This window comes from Cellulomonas flavigena DSM 20109 (genome assembly GCF_000092865.1).
Classification (GTDB): Bacteria; Actinomycetota; Actinomycetes; order Actinomycetales; family Cellulomonadaceae; genus Cellulomonas; species Cellulomonas flavigena.
On the sequence record NC_014151.1, the window covers coordinates 552497 to 570884 of the forward strand.

Sequence of the window (18388 nt, forward strand, 5' to 3'; positions counted from 1 at the left end):
CCGGTAGCCTGTGCAACGTCTTGGAGACGTCGCATAGCCAGGTCTAGTGCGCGGCCCTGCTAAGGCCGTGAAGGGGTCAACCCTTCCGTGGGTTCAAATCCCACCGTCTCCGCGTCGCGAGGGCCCGGTCCACCAGGACCGGGCCTTCGCCGTTCCTCACCCGTCGGCGAGCCCGAGCGCCGCTGCCAGCACGCGCGCCTTGCGGGCTCCGGCGTTGGTGGCGGGCCGGGCGGCGAGGTCGGCGAGACCGGGCCACGTGGCGGCGTCGGCAGGCAGCAGGCCGCGGGCCGCGGCCTCGCGCAGCAGCGGGGCGTGGTGCGTCGCGGCGTCGAGCACGCGCGGCAGCCAGCGCGGCGCCGCGGGCAGGGCGGCGGCGTGCCGGACGCCCTCGACGAGCACCGGCCACAGCACCGGCAGGGTCGCCGCGTCCTTGACGGTGAGGCGGGCCAGGCGTGCGGGGTCGACGTCGGGACTGGCGAGCAGCGCACGGATCGCGGCGCGCACCCCGGCGGAGCCGAGCAGCCCCTCGCCGATCGCGTCGTGCAGGTGGTACTGGCCGTCGTCGCCGCAGCCCCCCGCGAGGAGCACGGCGACCAGCGCGGTGCTCAGCGGGGCGCGCGGGAGCTCGCTGGGAGAGTTCGTGCCGGCCGCGTCGTTGCGGTGCGCCGCGACGACGAGGCGCCCGGAGCCCGGGTCCCAGCGCAGCCACGCGTCGACGCCGCCGTCCGCCGCGACGGCCTGCGGCGACTGCGCAGCGCACTGCCCCTCGGACGTGACGTCGTAGTACCAGGTCTTCAGCACCCGGTACGTGTCGCCGTCGGGCAGCGTGAGCTCGAGGGAGAGGAGCCGCTGCGACGCGTTGCGCCGCACCCACGTCGCCCGGACGGTCGCGCCGTCCTCGATCGCGGGGCGAGTCCCGGCGTCGGCGGGCCAGACGTCGTCGAACGCGGGGCCCGCCGGCGGGGCGACGGGAGCGGGCGCGTCGTCCGGTGCCACGGCGGGCAGCCGGTCGACGACGGCGCGCGCCGCGACCACCGCGCGTGACGTCCCGCCGCGTGCGGCCAGGGTGCGCGTGCCCGGTAGCGCGAGCACGTCCGGTGCCGCGTCGCCCGCGGTGACGGCCCGCTCGACGTCCGGCAGCAGCGTCCGGACCGCCTCGGCGAGGTCCGACGTGCCGGGGGGCAGCCGGGGCGCGGCGACCGCGACCTGCAGCAGGTCGTCGAGCAGCGGCCACACCACCGAGAGGAGCCCCTCGTCCGCGAGCTCGCGGCACACGCGTGCGAACGCCGCGAGCTGCGTGGGCGTCTCCTCCCAGCCGAGCAGCCGGACGTCGGCGACGCCGGGGCGCAGCAGCCCGCGCTCCCAGGCCTCGCGCACGGCGAGGGTGGCGTCCGCGACGGCGGCCGGGTGGAGGTTGCGCAGCGCGCCGATCACGTTGACCGCGAGGCCCGGGGTCAGCGGGGCGGCGCGCCGGGCGAGCTGGCGCAGGACCAGCCCGGAGCCGGGCTCGCCGTGGGCGTCCACCTTCGACGACGCCGCGTCGCCCCACGTGGGGTGCTGCGCCATGTCCAGGCGCCACAGCCAGTCCACGGTCCGGAGGCGCGGGGGCAGCCCGCGCAGCGCCGCCGGGACCGGGGTGGGCCCGACCTGCCAGTGACGCCGCCGCCCGTGGACCTCCAGGGACGGCTCGCGGAGCGGGTCGCGCAGGTAGGCGGCGAGGGTCGGGCCGGCCGTGCGCGCGGTGAGCGCGCCCGACTGCAGGACGACCGGCACGGGGAGGTCCTCGAGCGCCGCGACGGTCTCGTCGGTCGTGAGAGCGACGTCGCACCGCAGCGCCGCGAGCTGCAGGTCGGCCTCGCTGACGACGGCCGCGGCGGACACGTACGCGCGCAGACGCTCCACGAGGTCCGCGGGGTCGATCCGCAGGTCCACCCACGTGGGCGTCGACAGCAGCACCGGCACCTCACCGAGGCGCTGCAGGACCGCCGCCTCGCGGGCGTCCGACGGATCGTACGTGATGTCTCGCAGGCCCCCGGTGCGGGCACGGTCCAGCCACGGCCCGGGCGTGCCGGCGACCCACGCGGCGACCGACGCGAGGCCCGGTACGGCCGTGGCACGCACGCCGCCGAGGGCTGTGCGCGCGGTGTCCCGGTCCGTGGCCGCCACCGCGTTGGCCAGCGCCAGGAACCGGTCGACCTCGACGTCGGTGCCCTCGTCGGGGCGTCCCGTGAGCGCGGCGGCCGCGGCCGTCAGCGCCGCGCCGCTCACCTCCCCGACGTCGAAGCGCGGCACCTGCCACACCGGCGGCGTCGGGCGCCATCGCACGACCCGGTCGTCGTGGAGGTCGTCCGGTGCCTCCTCGACCTTGAGCTCCCACGCCGCCACGAGCTCCTGCGCTGCCCGCGCGAGCGTCCGGTCCGGTCCCGTCGCGTGGGGCACGACGAGCGGCGCGACGACCTCGCGCGTCGCGGCGTCCGGGCGGGGCCGCGCGGCGGCCGCCGTCAGCAGCGTGCGCAGGACCGCCTTGGTGCGCACCGTCAGCGCCGCCACCAGGACGTCCGCGAGCGTGCCGTCGTCGACCCCCGCGACGAGCCGGGGTGCGAACGCCGCGACCACCGGCGCCTCGCCGTGCGCGAGCACCGGCACCAGCGCGTCGGCACGCGACACGACCTCGGCGTCCGTGATCGCGAGCGTGCCGGTCAGCGCCTGCGTCCACGCCTTGCGGTCACCGGGGCGCGTCGCGGCGTCGAGCGCCGCGAGCGCGAGGTCCACGGCCTCGTCACGGTCGACCAGGCCCTGCTCGACGGCGGCCGGCAGCACCACGCCGAACGGCCCGGTGGCCGGCACACCGGCGGCGACGGCCGCGCGCACGTGCTCGGGCAGCCGCCGGGTGATGCTCTGCGGCGGTGCCCAGCCGCGGGTCGCGGGGTACAGGTCGCCCCCGGCCTCGCCGGTGAGCGCTCCCGCGGCGTACACGGCCCAGTCGCGCAGGTAGTCCACGTCGTCGGGCACGGGCAGGTCGTGCAGGTCGACGAGCCGCACCACCGGCCCGGCGAGCGCGGTCGTGCTGTGCTCCCACGCCCGTCGCGTCGGCTGGTACGCCGCACGCACGAACGTCCGCGCGAACACCGGTCCGCGCGGCGCGAGCAGGTGGGTCATGAGGTCGTCGTCGACGGGCCGCGCGCGCAGGAGCCGCGCGCTCCGGGCGGCGTCGACGCCGACGCGCACCGCGAACAGGGTGAGCAGCCACTCGTCGACGTCGACCCAGCTCTTCCACCCGTAGGTCCGCTCGTCGAGCTGCCCCCACTCGCCCCAGTCACCGCGGGAGAGGCCCTCGCGTGCCACGCGCTGCTGCTCGGGCGTGCCGACCGGCAGGCCGGGTGCGTCCTGCCGGTCGGCGTCGGCCCAGCCGAGCACCCGGAACACCTCGACGGCCGCGAGCAGGGCGGGGGTGGCGCTCATGCACTCTCCTGGGTGGCGATGTCGACGGCGAGCACGTGCGCGCACGGGCCGCGCCCGGTGCCGTGCCGCAGGTACCAGGGGCACGTGCAGCGGGCCCCGCCGGCATCGCGCGTGACGCGGTAGTCCGGCCCGTCGCCCGTGCGGCGGCGGACGGTCCACGCGTCGCCGTCGGGCGTGACCTTGCCGTCGGCGACCAGGCGACGCGCACCGACGAGCCGCGGGTTGTCCTTCTCGACGCGCGCCGGGTCGTGCGGGAGCTCGCGGTGGAACCACGCGTCGTCGTGGACGTCCCAGCCGATGCGCCCGTCGGCGGCCAGGACGGCGAGCGCGGCCCGGACGCGCGGCTCGTCGAGCCCGGCACCGCGGGCGAGGCGTGCGACGTCCACGACGGGCTCGAACGCGAGCTGCGCGGCGACCAGGTCGGCGTCCTCGGCGACCGTCGCGCCGGCGAGCGCGGACAGCAGCGACCCCTCGCCGGAGTGCCCGCGCCACGCCTCGCCGGTGAGCCCCAGCACGAGCCGCGCGCCCGGCAGCGTCAGCTCGACGACCGCCGGCCCGGGCTCGGTGGTGCCGTGCACGGCCAGGCCGGTGACGTGCGTGAGCAGGCGCTTCGCGGCGCTGAGCCGGTGCAGCCCGGCCACGTGGACACCTCCGGGAGCGGTGCGCGGTGCGACGCGCACGGCGTCCCGCGACGCCACGAGCCAGCCGCTGCGGCCGCCGCTCGTCGCCGCCGGCAGCGCCGCGAGGAACGCGCGCGCACCCACGGCGCCGACCGTGAACGCGTGCGGCAGGCCGTGGTGCAGCTCGGCGACGTTGCCCAGTGCGCGCACCCAGCGTCCCGGCATCTGCACGGGCCGCTCGACGTGCGTCCCCTCGGGGCTCGACACGGTCAGCCCGCCCCGGCCCACGTCGAGGTGCAGCAGCCGGCCCCGCCCCACGTGGGTGAGCGCCGCGCGCGTCGCGGCGCCGAGGTCGACGTTCGTCGTGCCGTGCCCGAGCGTGCCGGAGTCGAACGCGTCGGGCAGCAGGTCGAGGCGCGCGTAGACGGTGCTGCAGGCGGAGAAGCACTCGGCGCGCAGCCGGTCGCCGTGCGCGGTGAGCACGGGGTCGCGCAGGTCGGTGGGCGTGGGCTGGAAGTACCGGGTCGCGGTGACGTCGGCGAGCGTGACGAGCCCGCGCGCGAGGACCTGCGGGTGCGCGGCGAACCCGTGGCAGAAGCTCGGGTCCGGGTCGAGGCCGGCGGGCGTGAGCGCGGGCGCGAGGCCCAGGACCAGGCCGTCGGCCCCCAGGCGCGAGGGGCGCGCGAACGTGCGGCTGGTCACGGCGTGGAGTCTAGGAGCGGGCGGTGACACCGCAGCCGCGCGGGCGCACGGACCACCCGTGCGGGCGCGTCAGAGCCGCAGCAGCCCTGCCGTCGTCGGCGCGAACCCGCACGCCCGGTAGAAGCCCTCGAGGTGCACCTCGCAGTCGACGTGGAGCCACTCGCAGCCCGCGGCACGCACCTCCTCGAGCAGGCGCGCGACGAGCCGGGTGCCTGTGCCGCAGCCCTGGTGGTCGGGGTCGACGACGGCGTCGAGGAGGAACGCGTGCGCACCGCCGTCCCAGCATGCGTGCACGAACCCCACGAGCGCGTCGTCGTGGAACGCGCCGACCCACGTCACGCTGTGCCGGTCGAGGCGCGCGGCCCAGGGGGTCGGGGCGGCGGGCACGGGCGCGGCGAACGCGCGCGCGTGCAGGCGGGTGAGAGCGGCGTCGTCCACGTCGTACCGGACGCGCAGGTCGGGCGTGCGCACGCCCCCAGCCTGACGCACGGCGGCGCTCCTGCGGCGCCTGACCGATGCGCCCGTTGCGTCCGACCATCCCGACCGTCATGCTCGGACCCACCGAGCGCCGCCGCGGGCGCCCGGCGGGGCACAGGGGGTCGCACATGCGTCACATGCGTCGGGTCGCGCAGGTCGTCGTGGGGGTGCTGGCGGTCGCCGGCCTGACCGTGGGGGCGCCGTCACCGGCCACCGCGGCCACAGTGCCCAGCGGGTTCACCGACGCGAAGGTCGCGGACGTCCCGAGCCCGACGGCGCTGGCGTTCACCGCCGACGGGCGCATGCTCGTCGCGACGCAGGGCGGCAGGCTCCTCGTGCGGACGGCGGCGGGCACGCTGCTGTCGACGCCCGCGCTGGACCTGTCGAGCCGGCTGTGCACCAACGCCGAGCGCGGTCTGCTGGGCGTGGCGGTCGACCCGGACCCGTCGACGCGCGCGATCTACCTCTTCTACACGGCACGCGGCACGAGCTCGTCGTGCCCCACGAGCCAGCGCTCCAACCCGTCGGGCGCCCCGACCAACCGCGTCTCGCGGTTCGTGCTGCGTGACGACAACACGGTCGACCCGTCGAGCGAGACGATCCTGCTCGACGGCATCTACACGGTCGACGGCAACCACAACGCCGGTGACCTGCACGTCGGCAAGGACGGCTACCTGTACGTCAGCACGGGTGACGCGAGCTGCGACTACGCGGGGGACAGCGGCTGCGCCGGCCGCAACGACGCCGCGCGGGACCGCAACATCCTCAACGGGAAGATCCTGCGCGTGGTGCGGACCACGGGCGCGCCCGCGCCCGGCAACCCGTTCACCGGCACGGGGACCGCGACCTGCCGGCTCGCCCCGGCGCCCGCGGGGACGATCTGCCAGGAGACGTTCGCTTGGGGCCTGCGCAACCCGTTCCGATTCGCGTTCGACCCGAACGCCTCCGGCACGGTCTTCCACGTCAACGACGTCGGGCAGAACGTCTGGGAGGAGATCGACCTCGGCACGTCGGGCGCCGACTACGGGTGGCCGGCGCGCGAGGGCCACTGCGCGCAGACGGGCTCGGCGTCGAGCTGCGGCGCCGCGACGCCCGCGGGCATGACCGACCCCGTCCACGACTACAGCCACTCGACCGGGTGCGGCTCCATCACCGGCGGCGCGTTCGTGCCGAACGGCGCCTGGCCCGCGACGTACGACCGCGCGTACCTGTTCGCCGACTACGTGTGCGGCCGGATCATGATGCTCAAGGACGGCGTGCGGACGAACCTCGCGACGGGGCTGGGTGGCGCGGTCCACCTGGAGTTCGGGCCGCACGCCGGGGGCCAGGCGCTCTACTACACGACGTACACGAACGGGGGCGAGGTCCGGCGGATCGCGTACACGGGCACCGCGAACCGCGTGCCGACGGCCGCGGTCACCGCGAGCCCCGCGACGGGCCCGGCGCCGCTGACGACGACGCTCGACGGCTCACCCAGCAGCGACCCGGACGGCGACGCGCTCACCTACCTGTGGAGCTTCGGCGACGGGTCGGCGAGCGCGACCACGACGACCCCGACCGTGCGCCACACGTACGCCGCGGGGAGCTGGACCGCGACCCTGCGCGTCCGTGACGCCGCGGGTGCGACGTCCCAACCCGTGACCGTCGCCATCAGCTCGGGCAACACCGCGCCCGCCGTGACGATGTCCTCGCCTGCCGCGGGCGCGACGTTCACGGTCGGCGACACGATCCGTCTGACGGGCTCGGCGACGGACGCGCAGGACGGCACGCTCGCGGGCTCGCGCCTGAGCTGGACCGTCATCCGCGTCCACGACGCGCACACGCACCCGTTCCTCGGGCCCGTGACCGGCACGAGCACGTCGTTCACCGCGCCCGGCCCGGAGGACCTGCTGGCCGCCGGCAACAGCTACCTGCGCGTCAGCCTCACGGCCACCGACTCCCAGGGCGTCTCGACGACGGTCACGCGTGACCTGCAGCCCCGCAAGGTCGACGTCACCCTCGCCACCTCACCGGCCGGCCGCACGCTCACGGTCAACGGCGAGACGATCACCGGCCCGACCACCCTCACGTCGTGGGCGGGCTACGACCTGCAGCTCGGCGTGCCGGCGCAGACCGACGCCCAGGGTGTGCCGTACGTCCTGTCGCGGTGGTCCGACGGGTCGACGTCCGCGACGCGCACGTGGCGGACGCCGTCGAGCGCGGCGACCCTCACCGCGACGCTCGCCGCCCAGAGCGGCGGTCTGCTCGGCACGTACTTCGACGACGCGGACCTCACGGGCGCGAGCGTCACGCGCGTCGACCCCACGATCAGCTTCCGCTGGGGCACCGGCGCGCCGGTCTCCGGCATCGGGGCCGACACGTTCTCGGTGCGGTGGACCGGCACGATCGTGCCGCGCTACTCCGAGCTCTACCGGTTCGCGACCACGAGCGACGAGGGCGTGCGCCTGTGGGTCGACGGCCGGCAGGTCGTCAACAAGTGGGCCGCGCACACCGAGCAGGTCCACACCGGGACCGTCACGCTCGCGGCCGGCCGGGCGACGCCGATCCGCATCGAGTACTACGACAGCACCGGCGACGCGACGATGCAGCTGCGCTGGTGGAGCGCGTCGCAGCCGTGGCAGATCGTCCCGGCGGACCGGCTGCGACCGAGCTGAGACGCCGACGCGCGGCTCTCGGCCGGGCGGTCAGGTCACGTCCGTCCGCGCCTGGTGCGGGACCTCGGTGAGGTGGGAAAGGTCCACGTCCCACGTCCCGTCGGGGGCGATGCGCCACGTGCCGGTGTCGAGCATGTCGTGCCAGCGCGCGATGCGCTGGGGGAGGGTCGAGCGCGCGACGACGAGCGGGTCGGCCTGCGCGTCGTGCCGGAACGTCTCCGGGCCGGGTCGTGACCCGTCGAGGACCAGCGGGTTCGCGTGCCCGTGCACGGCGACCACCCAGTGCGGCTGCCACGGCGTGCCGGCGGTGCCGGCGCGCTCCTCGGCCCGGGACGCCGCCAGGTACTCCCGCGAGCGGCGCAGGCTCTCGTCGAGGGTGGCGAAGTCCTGGCCGGGTGCGAGGTGTGCGGGCGCGCGCCCTGGTCTCGCTCCCACCCCGTCCCGCCATGTCCACAGCGCGGCGACCTCCTCCGTCAGGTCGTAGCCGTGCAGCCCGCCGACCTCCCGCGCCTCGGCCCACGTCAGGCCTGGCCGGAGCCGGGTGACGACGACCGCGCCCAGCGACACCAGCCGGGCCGCCCACCCGTGCAGCGCGTCGTGCACCTCCCGCGCGCTCATGTCACAGCCCCGGGGTCGGCGTGCCCCCGTGCGGGGGTGCCGTGGCGCTCGTGACGGCCGGTCAACCGTGCCTCCTGATGCTCGTGACGTGCGGGGACGCCGTCGGACCCCGTCGCGGGCGTCACCGTGACACACCGGAGCACTGCATGGTCGACCCGCCGTGACATGCCACCCGGACGGCCGAGCGTGCACGGGTGACGCGCGCCCCGAACGGCGGCTTACCTGTCGGTACGCCGCGGCCGCCGGGGGCTGGGGGTGCTCGCGTCACGAGGTGTGGCGGACGACGCACCTATCGGGTTTGGGGTCCGGGCGTCGGACCTGTATCGTTCTGGACGGCCCGCGAGGGCCGTGCGCCCGTAGCTCAATGGATAGAGCATCTGACTACGGATCAGAAGGTTGGGGGTTCGAGTCCCTTCGGGCGCGCAGATCGAGGGCCCGGCACCGCGAAGGTGCCGGGCCCTCGTCGTCCCGTGGTGAGATCGTGGCGGCCGTGACGACGACGCGGGACGCACCGATGGCGGACGACCTGGCAGCCCGTCTGCGCGCGCACGCCACGTGGCTGGCCAACCAGGGCGCGGACGGCACCCGTCTCGACCTGGCCGACGCACCCCCGGGCGCGCGGGACCTGCGCGACGCCGACCTGCGCGGTGCGGACCTGACCGAGGCCGACCTCACGGACGTCGACCCGCGCGACGCCGACCTGCGCGACGCGGACCTGCACGGGGCGGTGCTCGCGGGCGCCGACCTGCGCGGGGCCGAGCTCGCCGGTGCCGACCTGCGCGGGGCCGAGCTCGCCGGTGCCGACCTGCGCGGGGCCGAGCTCGCCGGTGCCGACCTGGCGAAGGCGGGTCAGGGCCGGTGACGACGGCCGGCGGCCCGTCTCAGAGCTCGTCGCCGCCCTGGCCGACGCGGGCTCCCACCTGGCTGTCGCCGACGACGCCACCGCGAGCACCCCGCTGCCGGACCGGCGCCGGCACGACGGCTGACGGCGGGCCGGCCGCAGGCCGCGGAGGTCCCTGCCTCCCGCTACCGGTTCGCCGCCTCGACCAGATGCTCGATCTCCGTTGCGACGAGAGTGCCCGCGTCGAGCCCCATGCCGTCGAGGGCGCCGGTGATCTCGAGGGACACGAGGCCGTGGACGCGGGACCAGGCGAGGACGGCGAGCCGGAGCGTCGCCGGCGACAGGTCGGCGGGTCCGCCGATCGCCTCGGCCCAGCGCCGCAGACCCTCGCCGAGAGGTGAGGCGTCGTCCGGGGCGCCGGGTGCGATCTCGCCCAGTGTGACGAGCAGCGGCAGCATGCCGACGTTGACGGCGGCGACCCCGTCGGGGGAGTCGGGGACGTCGCGCGTCCGGTCGGAGAACAGCAGGGTGTAGCGGCGGGGGTGCGCGAGCGCCCAGTCGCGGTACGTGCCGAGCATGCGGCGCACGCGCTCGGCGGCGCCCTGGTCGGCGGCGTCCTGCGCGGCCCGCGCGACGGTCGCGCCCAGGTCGGCGTACGCGTCCACGACGAGTGCCGCAACCAGCGCCTCGCGCGACGCGAAGTAGCGGTAGAGCGCCGGCGGGGTCAGGCCCATGGCCTTGCCGACCGACGCGATCGTGACCTCCTGCGCGCCGCCCGCGTCGACCAGGGCGAACGCGTGCGCCTTGATCTCGTCGACGGTCTGCTGCCGCAGTCGTTCGCGACGGGCGACGGGGGTGGCCGGGGCGTGCGCAGGCATGGGGGGAGTGTAGTCCCGTTGCCAAACTGACGTCCCGCGACTACAGTGATGGGCCGTAACAGACGGTATTGCGTATCACTGGAAGGCGCGCCGACATGACCACCACCCTCCCCGCCCCCGCCCGCGCCACCCCCCCGCGCCGACCGCATCGGCCGGGTCGTCATGGCCGCCAACGCCGTCGCGGCCGTCCTCGCCTTCGCCAGCGGCGTGGTCGTCACCGCGGGCGTGAGCGACGACCGCCTCATCAGCGAGACGTGGCGCACGCTCGCCTACCTCGTCTTCGCCGGCATCTGGACGGTCCTCGCGGTCGCGCCACGCCGCCACCCCGGCCTGTGGGAGCTCCTGCTGTTCCACAAGGCGGCGATCACGGTCTTCTGCCTCGTGCGGTGGGACCTCACCGACGCGCCGACGACGGCGCTCGTCGACCTGACCGTGACCGTGTCGACGGCCGCCGCCTACGTCCTGTGCCGCGGCTGGCTCGCCTGGCGCCAGGGCGGACCGGGACGGAACGGGTGACACCGACCCCGACCGGGCGCAGACTGTGGCCGTCGCGATCGCCGAGCACGGAGGTCCGTGTGGCACCTGACGCAGCAGCCCGCCCCGCCCTCGTCACCGTCGACGACGACCCCGCCGTGTCGCGTGCCGTCGCGCGTGACCTGCGCCGCCGCTACGGCGACGCCTACCGCGTGGTGCGGGCCGAGTCCGGGCCCGACGCGCTCGACGCGTGCCGCGAGCTCAAGCTGCGGGGCGAGCAGGTGGCGCTCCTGCTCGCCGACCACCGCGGCCAACCGCGCGACCGCCGCGCTCCGCGAGCGCGTCGCCGGCATGCGGCACAAGCTCGCGATGATCGCGAGCGGCCCGTACGACGCGACGACGCTCGGCACCCTCGTCGACCTGCAGGAGCAGGCCGTCGAGGCGCTGGCCAAGTCCCGCGCGCCCGGCGCGCCGCCGCCGCCGACCGCGCTGGGGCGCGCCGACGCGGAGGACGCGGTGACCGACTGGCTCGACGCGCACGGCATCGCCGGCGGCTGGGACCTCGCACCGACCTTCGTCACGGCACGTCTGGACCCCGAGTGGCTCGACCGCGTCGCCGACGCCGTCGCGCCCGGGATCCTCGAGGACGCCGTGCGCTGGCTCGGGTACGCGCTGGAGACCGAGCAGCTGATGAACGACGTCGAGGACGCGACGTCACGCATCTCGTCGCTCGTCGGCGCCGCCAAGCAGTACTCGCAGATCGGCCGCGCACCGGACCAGACCCTCGACGTGCACGACCTCCTCGACTCGACACTGACGATGCTCGACCGGCGCCTCGACGGCATCGACGTCGTCACGCACTACGACCGCACGCTGCCTCCCGTGCACGTCTACGGTGCCGAGCTCAACCAGGTGTGGACCAACCTGGTCGACAACGCCGCGCAGGCCATGGACGGCCACGGCACGCTGACGCTCACCACGCGCCGCGTCGACGACCGCCTCGAGGTCGAGATCGCCGACACGGGCCCGGGCATCCCACCCGAGATCGTCGACCGGGTGTTCGAGCCGTTCTTCACCACCAAGCCCGTGGGCTCCGGCACCGGCCTGGGCCTGGACATCGCGTGGCGCATCGTCGTCACCAAGCACCACGGCGACCTGTCCGTGCGCTCGGTGCCGGGGGACACGCGGTTCCTCGTCCGGCTGCCGCTGGCCGGTGACGTCTCCGCCACCCCACCCGCGCCCGACCCGGAGGTGCCCGCATGACCACGCCCGCGATCGACCCGACCGTCCCGCCCAGCGGCCCCGGCTGCCTCGACTGCGAGGCCGCCGGCGGCTGGTGGGTGCACCTGCGTCGCTGCGCCGCGGGCGGGCACGTCGGCTGCTGCGACTCCTCGCCCTCGCAGCACGCGACGGCCCACTGGCGCGCGACGGGCCACCCGCTGGTCCGCTCCTACGAGCCCGGCGAGGACTGGTGGTGGGACTACGCCGCGGGGGGCGTACGGGGAGGGCCCGGAGCTCGCCCCACCCGTCGCGCACCCCGCCGACCAGCCGGCGCCCGGTCCCGCGGGGCGGGTCCCGGCGGACTGGTGGGACCGCATCCACCGCTGACCACCGCCGAGGTGGTGCTCCCGGCCGGCCCCGCCCCTCCTCGGGGCCGGCCGGGGCGTCGTCACCTCACGACCCACGCGGCGCAGACGTTCGGCGCGCTCGCGCCGAGCGGTGCCGGCAGCGGGACGAAGGCGCTACCGGGGCGTGCACCGATGTCGTCCTCATGACCACCTCACGGCCGGGACCTGCCGACGACCCTCGTCCGCCCACGCCTCCATGAGGGCGACCCGCGCCCCCGTGATACGGCGGGAGCGGGTGGCTCGTGGGTCAGGGCACGACGGTCGTCCCCGTGCGGAGGTCGACCGTGAGCCCGGACGCGTCCGGGGCGTCGTCGGGCAGCTCGACGACGCTGGTGGTGGGGACGAGGTCCATCGTGCAGGGGCGGGTGTACTCGTCGGTGCCGCTCAGGGTGATGCGCAGGACGTCCGCACCTGCGTCCCACGTGACGTCGGTCGGGACGACGGGGCACGTGCTGCTGCCGAACGTGACGACCTGCAGCTCCCGCGGGTCGTCGCCCGCGACGGCTGCGACGTCCTCGCCCGTGACGCCGTCCGGTGCGCCGGGCCGGACGGTCGCGACGGCCGGGGCCGGGGTCGGTGCGCTGTCGGGCTCGGCGTCGGGCTGGTCCTCGGGCGCCGTGCTCGTGGACGGGCCGGTGGCGGGTGGGGTGGGCGTGTCCTGCGCGCCGGGGTCGGCGCTGCCCGCGCACCCCGCGACGGCCAGGGCGAGGGCCGCGGCCGTGAGGATCGTGCCGCGTCGCGTCGTCATGACCTACCCCCTCGCTGCAGGCGCCCCCTGACGCCCTGCACCCAGCATGACGCGGCGGGGTCGGTGTGACGAGCCTCCGCGTCGTCTCTGCAGCGGCCGCTCCACCAGCCACCAGCTCGCGGTCGCCGCGAGCACGGTCGCGGGCAGCGCCACCAGGCCCGTCGCGTCACCGAGAGACGGCCGCAGCCACAGCGTCAGCGGGTAGTTCCACAGGTAGGCGGCGTAGGAGACGACACCGAGCGCGACGAGCGGGCGCCACCCGGCCCGCACGGTGACGTGCCGCCGCCCGGCCAGCACGAGCGCGCACGTCGCGACGGCGACGGCCGGGGCTGCGAGCAGGTACGTCGCGGCGTGCCCGCGCAGGCCGGTGACCACGAGCGCGGCGAGCAGGGTGACGGCGGCGACCACCGCGTGCCGCCCGGCGACGGCGGCGGGCAGCCGGTCCTGCGCGACGCGGCACGCCGCGCCGACGACGAAGCACAGCAGCCACGACGTCGCGAGCGGGTACGCCGCGTCGGGGTCGGCGCGGAACCACCAGGCCGTCGCCACGCACAGCCCCGCCGTGACGACCGCCGCCAGCACGAGCCCGGCGCGCAGGCGTCGCGCCCGCACGGCCAGCAGCACCACCAGGGGCCACACGACGTAGAACTGCTCCTCGGTGGCCAGCGTCCACAGGTGGTAGACCGCCGGGCTCACGCCGACGAGCCCGACGTGCGGCACGTTCGCGGTGTACGTGAGCGACACCGCGACCGTCCGACCGAGCGTCGCGGCGTCGTCGAGCGGGTCGAGCGTCAGCGTGACGACGACGAACCCCGCCACGAGCACCACCAGCGCCGGCACGAGCCGCCGCGCGCGGCGCCACCAGAACCGGCGCAGGTCGACGCGGCCCGTCGCCGACGCCTCGTCGACGAGCAGGCCCGTGATGAGGTGCCCGGACAGCGCGAAGAACATGACCACGCCCACGACGCCCGCGCCGGGGAAGACGTCGGGCCACGCGTGGCGCAGCATGACGAGGCCCACGGCGACCCCGCGTAACGCGTCCCACGCCGCCACGCGGGTCCGGGCCGTGGTCGGCGCCCGCGTCGCCCGGACGCCCGGCGCCGTCACGACGCGCGGGCCGCGTGCCGCGCGCGCGCCTGTGCGACCAGTTCCGCGACCAGCTCGGCGTACGTCAGCCCGGCCGCGGCGAGCATCACCGGGACCTGCGAGTGCGCGGTCATGCCCGGCATCGTGTTGACCTCGTTGAGGACCGGGCCGCGCGCGGTGAGGAAGAAGTCGGCACGTGCGACGCCGTCGCAGCCCAGGGCGTCGACCACGGACAGCGCGGCGGCGGCCAGGGCCTCGGCGTCCGCGGGCTCCAGCGGTGCGGGGACGACGAACCGTGCGCTGCCGTCGTACTTGGTCGCGGTGTCGAAGACGGCCCCCGCGTGCCCGATCTCGAGCGCCGGGGACACCAGGGTGGTGCCGTCCGCGCGGCGCAGCACGGCGACGTCGATCTCGCGTCCGGTGACGACCTCCTCCACGAGCACGCGGTCGTCGAGCTCGAGGGCCGCCGCGACCGCGTCGGCGAGGTCCTCGACGGTGTCCACGCGGCGCACCCCGTGGCTCGAGCCGCTGGACACGGGCTTGACCACCGCCGGCAGCCGCGGGTCGGCGCACGCCTCGGCGACGCCGCGCACGAGCCGCCCGTCGGCGACGGCGACCCCCACCGCGGCCGCGACCAGCTTGGTCACCCACTTGTCCATGCCGACCGCGCCCGCCCGCACCCCCGACCCGACGCACGCGACGCCGGCGAGGTCGGCCAGCGCCGCGAGCGTCCCGTCCTCGCCGCGCGGGCCGTGCACGGCGGGCAGCAGCACGTCGCACGCCGCGACGAGGCCCACCGCCTGGGCGAACGTCAGCGCGTCGCCCCCGCTCCACCAGGACCCGTCGCGCGCGACGGTCAGCTCGACGACGTCGTGCGACGGTGTCAGCGCGGCGCGGACGGCCGCGGCGGACGCGAGCGACACGTCGTGCTCGGCGTTCGCGCCGCCGCCGACGACCGCGACCCGGCACACGGGCACGGTCGGGGAGGTGCGGGGGTCGTGCAGCAGGTCGGTGGTCACGCGGGCTCCTCGCAGGGGGTGGACGGGGGTGCGGGCACGACGTGCCGCACGAGACGGCGGCCCAGCCCGGTGAGCAGCTCGTGCGGGAGGGTGCCCGCCCAGCCGGCCCACTCGGTGAGGGTGGGTGCGAGATCCTCGCCCGTGCCGATGACCGTGACGACGTCGCCGGTGCGCACGGCAAGGTCACCCACGTCGACCACGACCTGGTCCATCGACACGCGCCCCGCGAGCGGCCGTCGCCGGCCGTGGACGAGCACCTCGGCGCGCCCCGACGCGGTCACGGGCAGGCCGTCGGCGTAGCCGAGCGGCAGCAGGGCCAGCCGCGTCGGGGCGGACGTGCGGTACGTGTGGTCGTACCCGACGCCCACGTCCGCGCCCACGTCGCGGACCTGCACGACCGGGGCCGTGACCTGTGCGGCGGCGCGCAGCACGGGGTACCGGCCGGTCGGGTCGATGCCCACCAGTCCCGCACCGACGCGGCTCAGGTCGAACCGGGTCGTCGGGAGACCGAGCACCGCGGCCGTCGCGCCCAGGTGCCGGACCCGCGGGCGCAGACCGGCGGCGCGCGCCCGCGCGACACCGTGCGCGAAGCGTGCCGTGGCGTCCGTGTTGGCCTCCGGGTCGAGGCTCGCGGCGCACGCCAGGTGACCCATGACGCCGACGACGCGTACCGCCCCGGCGAGCTCGGCGCGCCACGCCGCGGCGCACAGCGCCGGCCACGTCTCGGGTGGGCAGCCGTCGCGCGCCGTCCCGCAGTCGAGGTACAGGTGGACGTCGACGCCGCGGCCCGTGCGCCGCCCGGCGGACACCGCGGCCTCGAGGTGCGCGAGGCTCGGCACCGCGACGTCGATGCCGTGCAGCACGGCGTCGGACAGGTCGGCTCCGGGGGCGTCGAGCCAGCTCAGCAGGGGTGCGCCGATCCGGGCGGTGCGCAGCTCGACGGCCTCGGCGAGCGTCGCCACGCCCAGCGCGTCGGCACCGTGCGCGAGCGCCGTGCGCGCGACGTCGGCGGCCCCCAGCCCGAACCCGTCGGCCTTGACGACGGCCATGAGCCGCCGCGCCGAGGCCGCAAGGACGCGCGCGTTGTGCGCGACCGCGTCGAGCCGCACGGTCAGGACCGGCCGCGTCGCCGCGAGCATCGCGACGGGCCCGGTCCGCGGCTCGCAGAGCGTCGCGCTCATGCCGCCACCGGCCCGTACACCGCCGCGCGCTGCGAGGTGGTCAGCGCCCAGTAGCGGTCGCCGTGGCTCCAGTGCCACCACTCGGTGGGGTAGTTGACGAATCCTGCGCCCGCCATCGCCTCGGCCAGCGCGGTCCGCAGCACGCGTGCGGTCGGCGGCACGGGAGCGTCGGTGAAGCAGCGCCCTTCGCTCTCCTCGGGCGTCGCGTCGAGCGGGCACCCGAGGTCGAGCTCGCGGCCCGCGTCGTCGACGAGGGTGACGTCGACCGCCGCACCTGCGACGTGCGGCGCGACGGCAACGGGGGACACGTACCGGCTCGTGAGGCGCTCGACCTCGTGGTCGTCGGCGTCCGCGTGGCCCGCGCGCACGGTCGCCCGGTAGCGCGTGACGATCTCCGCCTGCGCGGCCGGGCTGCGCCAGCCCTCCGCGAGCACGAGGTGGACGCCGGGTGGCAGGGCGGCCGCCGCGCCCGCGAGGCGCCGCGCGACACCGGCCCGCACCAGCGCACCGGGGGTGTGCGTCGGGCGCAGCAACGGCACGGGGGCGACGACGAGCGGTTCGCCGCAGTCGGCGACGGGCACGGCCGTCACGCGCGGGTCGCTCAGGAGGACGGCGTCGATGCAGGTCAGGGGCACGCCGACGACGCTAGCCGCGGCTGTGTGGTCCGCGGTTCCCCCCGCGGTCTCGACCTGCGACGACCTGGGACGCACACGCGCGGGCGGCGTCTCCCCGCACGGGTGGACGCGCCCGTCCCGTCCTCCCCCCGCGGTACGACCCACCCACCCCGCCCGCACACCCACCGGGGCTCGGAGGTGGGGGTGGGGCCGGAGGTGGGGGATAGCCTCGGGGGGTGGGGAGTGGACGGACGGGGAGCGAGTTCGTCACCGCCGGGCGGGTCGTGCTGGGGGCCGGGACCGCGGCGGACGTGCCCGGGCTGGTCGCGGGCCTCGGGGAGCGGGTGCTCGTGGTCGCCGGACGGTCCGCGGACGTGTCCGCACTGACCGGGGCGACGGTCCACCGGCACCGCGGGGAGCCCGACGTCGAGTCGGTGCGCGCGGCCGTCGCCGTCGCGCGCGACGTGCGGCCCGACGTCGTCGTCGGGTGGGGCGGCGGGTCGGTGCTCGACCTCGCCAAGTGCGTGGCCGTGCTCGCGCCGGGGACGTCCGACGTGCTCGACCACCTCGAGGTCGTCGGCCGCGGACTCCCGCTGCCGGACGCGGCGCTGCCGGTGGTCGCCGTCCCGACCACCGCCGGCACGGGCGCCGAGGTCACCGCGAACGCTCCCGTCCGGGTGCCGCAGCGCGGCGTCAAGGCCAGTCTGCGGGGCCGCGGGATGCTGCCGGCCGTGGCCGTGGTGGACCCGCTGCTCACGCTCGCGTGCCCGCCGGCGCTGACCGCGGCGTCGGGCGTCGACGCGCTCACGCAGTGCCTCGAGGCGTTCACCACGCCGTTCGCGACGCCGCTGACGGACCCGCTCGCGCGCGACGGTCTCGTGCGGGCGGGGCGCAGCCTGCGGCGCGTCGTCGAGCACGGGGACGACGTCGACGCGCGGACGGACCTGAGCGTCGCGGCGCTGCTGTCGGGCATGGCGTTGGCGAACGCGAAGCTGGGCGCCGTGCACGGCCTCGCCGCCGCGCTCGGCGGGCGGCTCGGGGCGCCGCACGGGCAGGTGTGCGCGGCGGTCCTGGCCCCGACCACGGCCGCCAACGTCGCCGCCCTGCGCCGCACGGGCGCCCCCGGCCTGGGCCGGTACGACGCCGCGGCCGTCGCGCTGACGGGCCGGACGGGAGCGCGGGCCGACGACGCCGTCGCGTGGCTCGAGGACCTCGTCACGGCGCTCGGGGTGCCGGGGCTGGGGGACCTGGGCCTCGCGCGGGCCGACGTGCCGGACGTCGTCGCCGACGCGCTGGCGGCGTCGAGCACGCGCGGCAACCCCGTCGCGCTCACGGCCGAGGAGCTCACCGAGGTCGTCGCCGCGTCGTGGTGACGGCCCGGGAAAC

15 protein-coding genes, 2 tRNA genes and 1 pseudogene are annotated in these 18388 nt (G+C 76.7%); 8 read left to right on the forward strand and 10 right to left on the reverse strand.

The genetic code is table 11. The features are described from left to right. The first annotated feature begins 22 nt into the window (after positions 1 to 22). Positions 23 to 112: transfer RNA gene (locus tag CFLA_RS02605), tRNA-Ser, on the forward strand. Between the two features lie 44 nt (positions 113 to 156). Here CFLA_RS02605 and CFLA_RS02610 read toward each other — a convergent pair. From CFLA_RS02610 to CFLA_RS02620, 3 genes are all read right to left on the reverse strand, one after another. Next, a complete protein-coding gene (locus CFLA_RS02610; protein ID WP_013115766.1) occupies positions 157 to 3462 on the reverse strand; it encodes a DUF7824 domain-containing protein in 3306 nt (1101 codons plus the stop codon). Further along, complete coding sequence (locus tag CFLA_RS02615; protein WP_013115767.1) at positions 3459 to 4784, reverse strand: SWIM zinc finger family protein; 1326 nt, start codon at positions 4782 to 4784, stop codon at positions 3459 to 3461. The genes CFLA_RS02610 and CFLA_RS02615 overlap by 4 nt, the downstream gene beginning before the upstream one ends. Positions 4785 to 4853: 69 nt before the next feature. Beyond that, the gene (locus CFLA_RS02620; RefSeq protein ID WP_043598723.1) at positions 4854 to 5255 is read right to left on the reverse strand and encodes a GNAT family N-acetyltransferase; all 402 of its coding nucleotides are present in this window, start codon (positions 5253 to 5255) and stop codon (positions 4854 to 4856) included. Positions 5256 to 5389: 134 nt separating this feature from the next. On the opposite strand from CFLA_RS02620, the gene CFLA_RS02625 reads away from it, so the two are divergent. Beyond that, the gene (locus CFLA_RS02625; protein WP_013115769.1) at positions 5390 to 7915 is read left to right on the forward strand and encodes a PQQ-dependent sugar dehydrogenase; all 2526 of its coding nucleotides are present in this window, start codon (positions 5390 to 5392) and stop codon (positions 7913 to 7915) included. A 30-nt stretch (positions 7916 to 7945) separates the two neighbouring features. Here CFLA_RS02625 and CFLA_RS02630 read toward each other — a convergent pair whose 3' ends face one another. Continuing rightward, on the reverse strand, positions 7946 to 8533 hold the full coding sequence (locus CFLA_RS02630) for a hypothetical protein (protein ID WP_013115770.1): 588 nt from the start codon (positions 8531 to 8533) through the stop codon (positions 7946 to 7948). A 350-nt stretch (positions 8534 to 8883) separates the two neighbouring features. Between CFLA_RS02630 and CFLA_RS02635 the strand changes: the two genes are divergently transcribed. Beyond that, positions 8884 to 8956 (forward strand) — tRNA-Arg (locus CFLA_RS02635). A 67-nt stretch (positions 8957 to 9023) separates the two neighbouring features. Next, positions 9024 to 9395 carry a pentapeptide repeat-containing protein gene (locus tag CFLA_RS02640; protein WP_148234268.1) on the forward strand — a complete coding sequence of 124 codons (372 nt, stop codon included), beginning with the start codon at positions 9024 to 9026 and terminating at the stop codon, positions 9393 to 9395. Positions 9396 to 9559: 164 nt separating this feature from the next. On the opposite strand, the gene CFLA_RS02645 is transcribed toward CFLA_RS02640, so the two are convergent. After that, positions 9560 to 10252 carry a TetR/AcrR family transcriptional regulator gene (locus CFLA_RS02645; RefSeq protein WP_013115772.1) on the reverse strand — a complete coding sequence of 231 codons (693 nt, stop codon included), beginning with the start codon at positions 10250 to 10252 and terminating at the stop codon, positions 9560 to 9562. Between the two features lie 162 nt (positions 10253 to 10414). Here CFLA_RS02645 and CFLA_RS02650 point away from each other — a divergent pair, with 162 nt between their 5' ends. From CFLA_RS02650 to CFLA_RS02660, 3 genes and pseudogenes are all read left to right on the forward strand, one after another. Further along, positions 10415 to 10768, forward strand: coding sequence for a hypothetical protein (locus CFLA_RS02650; protein ID WP_013115773.1), 354 nt, complete (start codon positions 10415 to 10417; stop codon positions 10766 to 10768). 309 nt (positions 10769 to 11077) lie between these two features. Then, positions 11078 to 11989 (forward strand): sensor histidine kinase, encoded by a 912-nt coding sequence (locus CFLA_RS02655; protein WP_013115774.1) that lies wholly within the window; start codon positions 11078 to 11080, stop codon positions 11987 to 11989. Then, a pseudogene (locus CFLA_RS02660) lies at positions 11986 to 12334 on the forward strand (UBP-type zinc finger domain-containing protein). The gene CFLA_RS02655 and the pseudogene CFLA_RS02660 overlap by 4 nt, the downstream one beginning before the upstream one ends. A gap of 267 nt (positions 12335 to 12601) precedes the next feature. Here CFLA_RS02660 and CFLA_RS18820 read toward each other — a convergent pair. From CFLA_RS18820 to CFLA_RS02685, 5 genes are read right to left on the reverse strand one after another with little or no spacing between them, the layout of a single operon-like run. After that, positions 12602 to 13102, reverse strand: coding sequence for a hypothetical protein (locus CFLA_RS18820; RefSeq protein ID WP_013115776.1), 501 nt, complete (start codon positions 13100 to 13102; stop codon positions 12602 to 12604). Positions 13103 to 13105: 3 nt separating this feature from the next. Further along, positions 13106 to 14209 carry an acyltransferase family protein gene (locus CFLA_RS02670; RefSeq protein WP_013115777.1) on the reverse strand — a complete coding sequence of 368 codons (1104 nt, stop codon included), beginning with the start codon at positions 14207 to 14209 and terminating at the stop codon, positions 13106 to 13108. Beyond that, on the reverse strand, positions 14206 to 15207 hold the full coding sequence (locus CFLA_RS02675) for a D-alanine--D-alanine ligase family protein (protein WP_013115778.1): 1002 nt from the start codon (positions 15205 to 15207) through the stop codon (positions 14206 to 14208). Before CFLA_RS02675 ends, CFLA_RS02670 begins: the two co-directional genes overlap by 4 nt. Then, positions 15204 to 16388: an alanine racemase gene (alr, locus tag CFLA_RS02680; protein WP_013115779.1), complete on the reverse strand. Its 1185-nt coding sequence runs from the start codon at positions 16386 to 16388 to the stop codon at positions 15204 to 15206. Before alr ends, CFLA_RS02675 begins: the two co-directional genes overlap by 4 nt. Further along, positions 16385 to 17023, reverse strand: coding sequence for a M15 family metallopeptidase (locus tag CFLA_RS02685; protein ID WP_245530289.1), 639 nt, complete (start codon positions 17021 to 17023; stop codon positions 16385 to 16387). The genes alr and CFLA_RS02685 overlap by 4 nt, the downstream gene beginning before the upstream one ends. A 215-nt stretch (positions 17024 to 17238) precedes the next feature. Between CFLA_RS02685 and CFLA_RS02690 the strand changes: the two genes are divergently transcribed. Further along, on the forward strand, positions 17239 to 18375 hold the full coding sequence (locus CFLA_RS02690) for an iron-containing alcohol dehydrogenase (RefSeq protein WP_013115781.1): 1137 nt from the start codon (positions 17239 to 17241) through the stop codon (positions 18373 to 18375). The last annotated feature ends 13 nt before the right edge of the window (positions 18376 to 18388 follow it).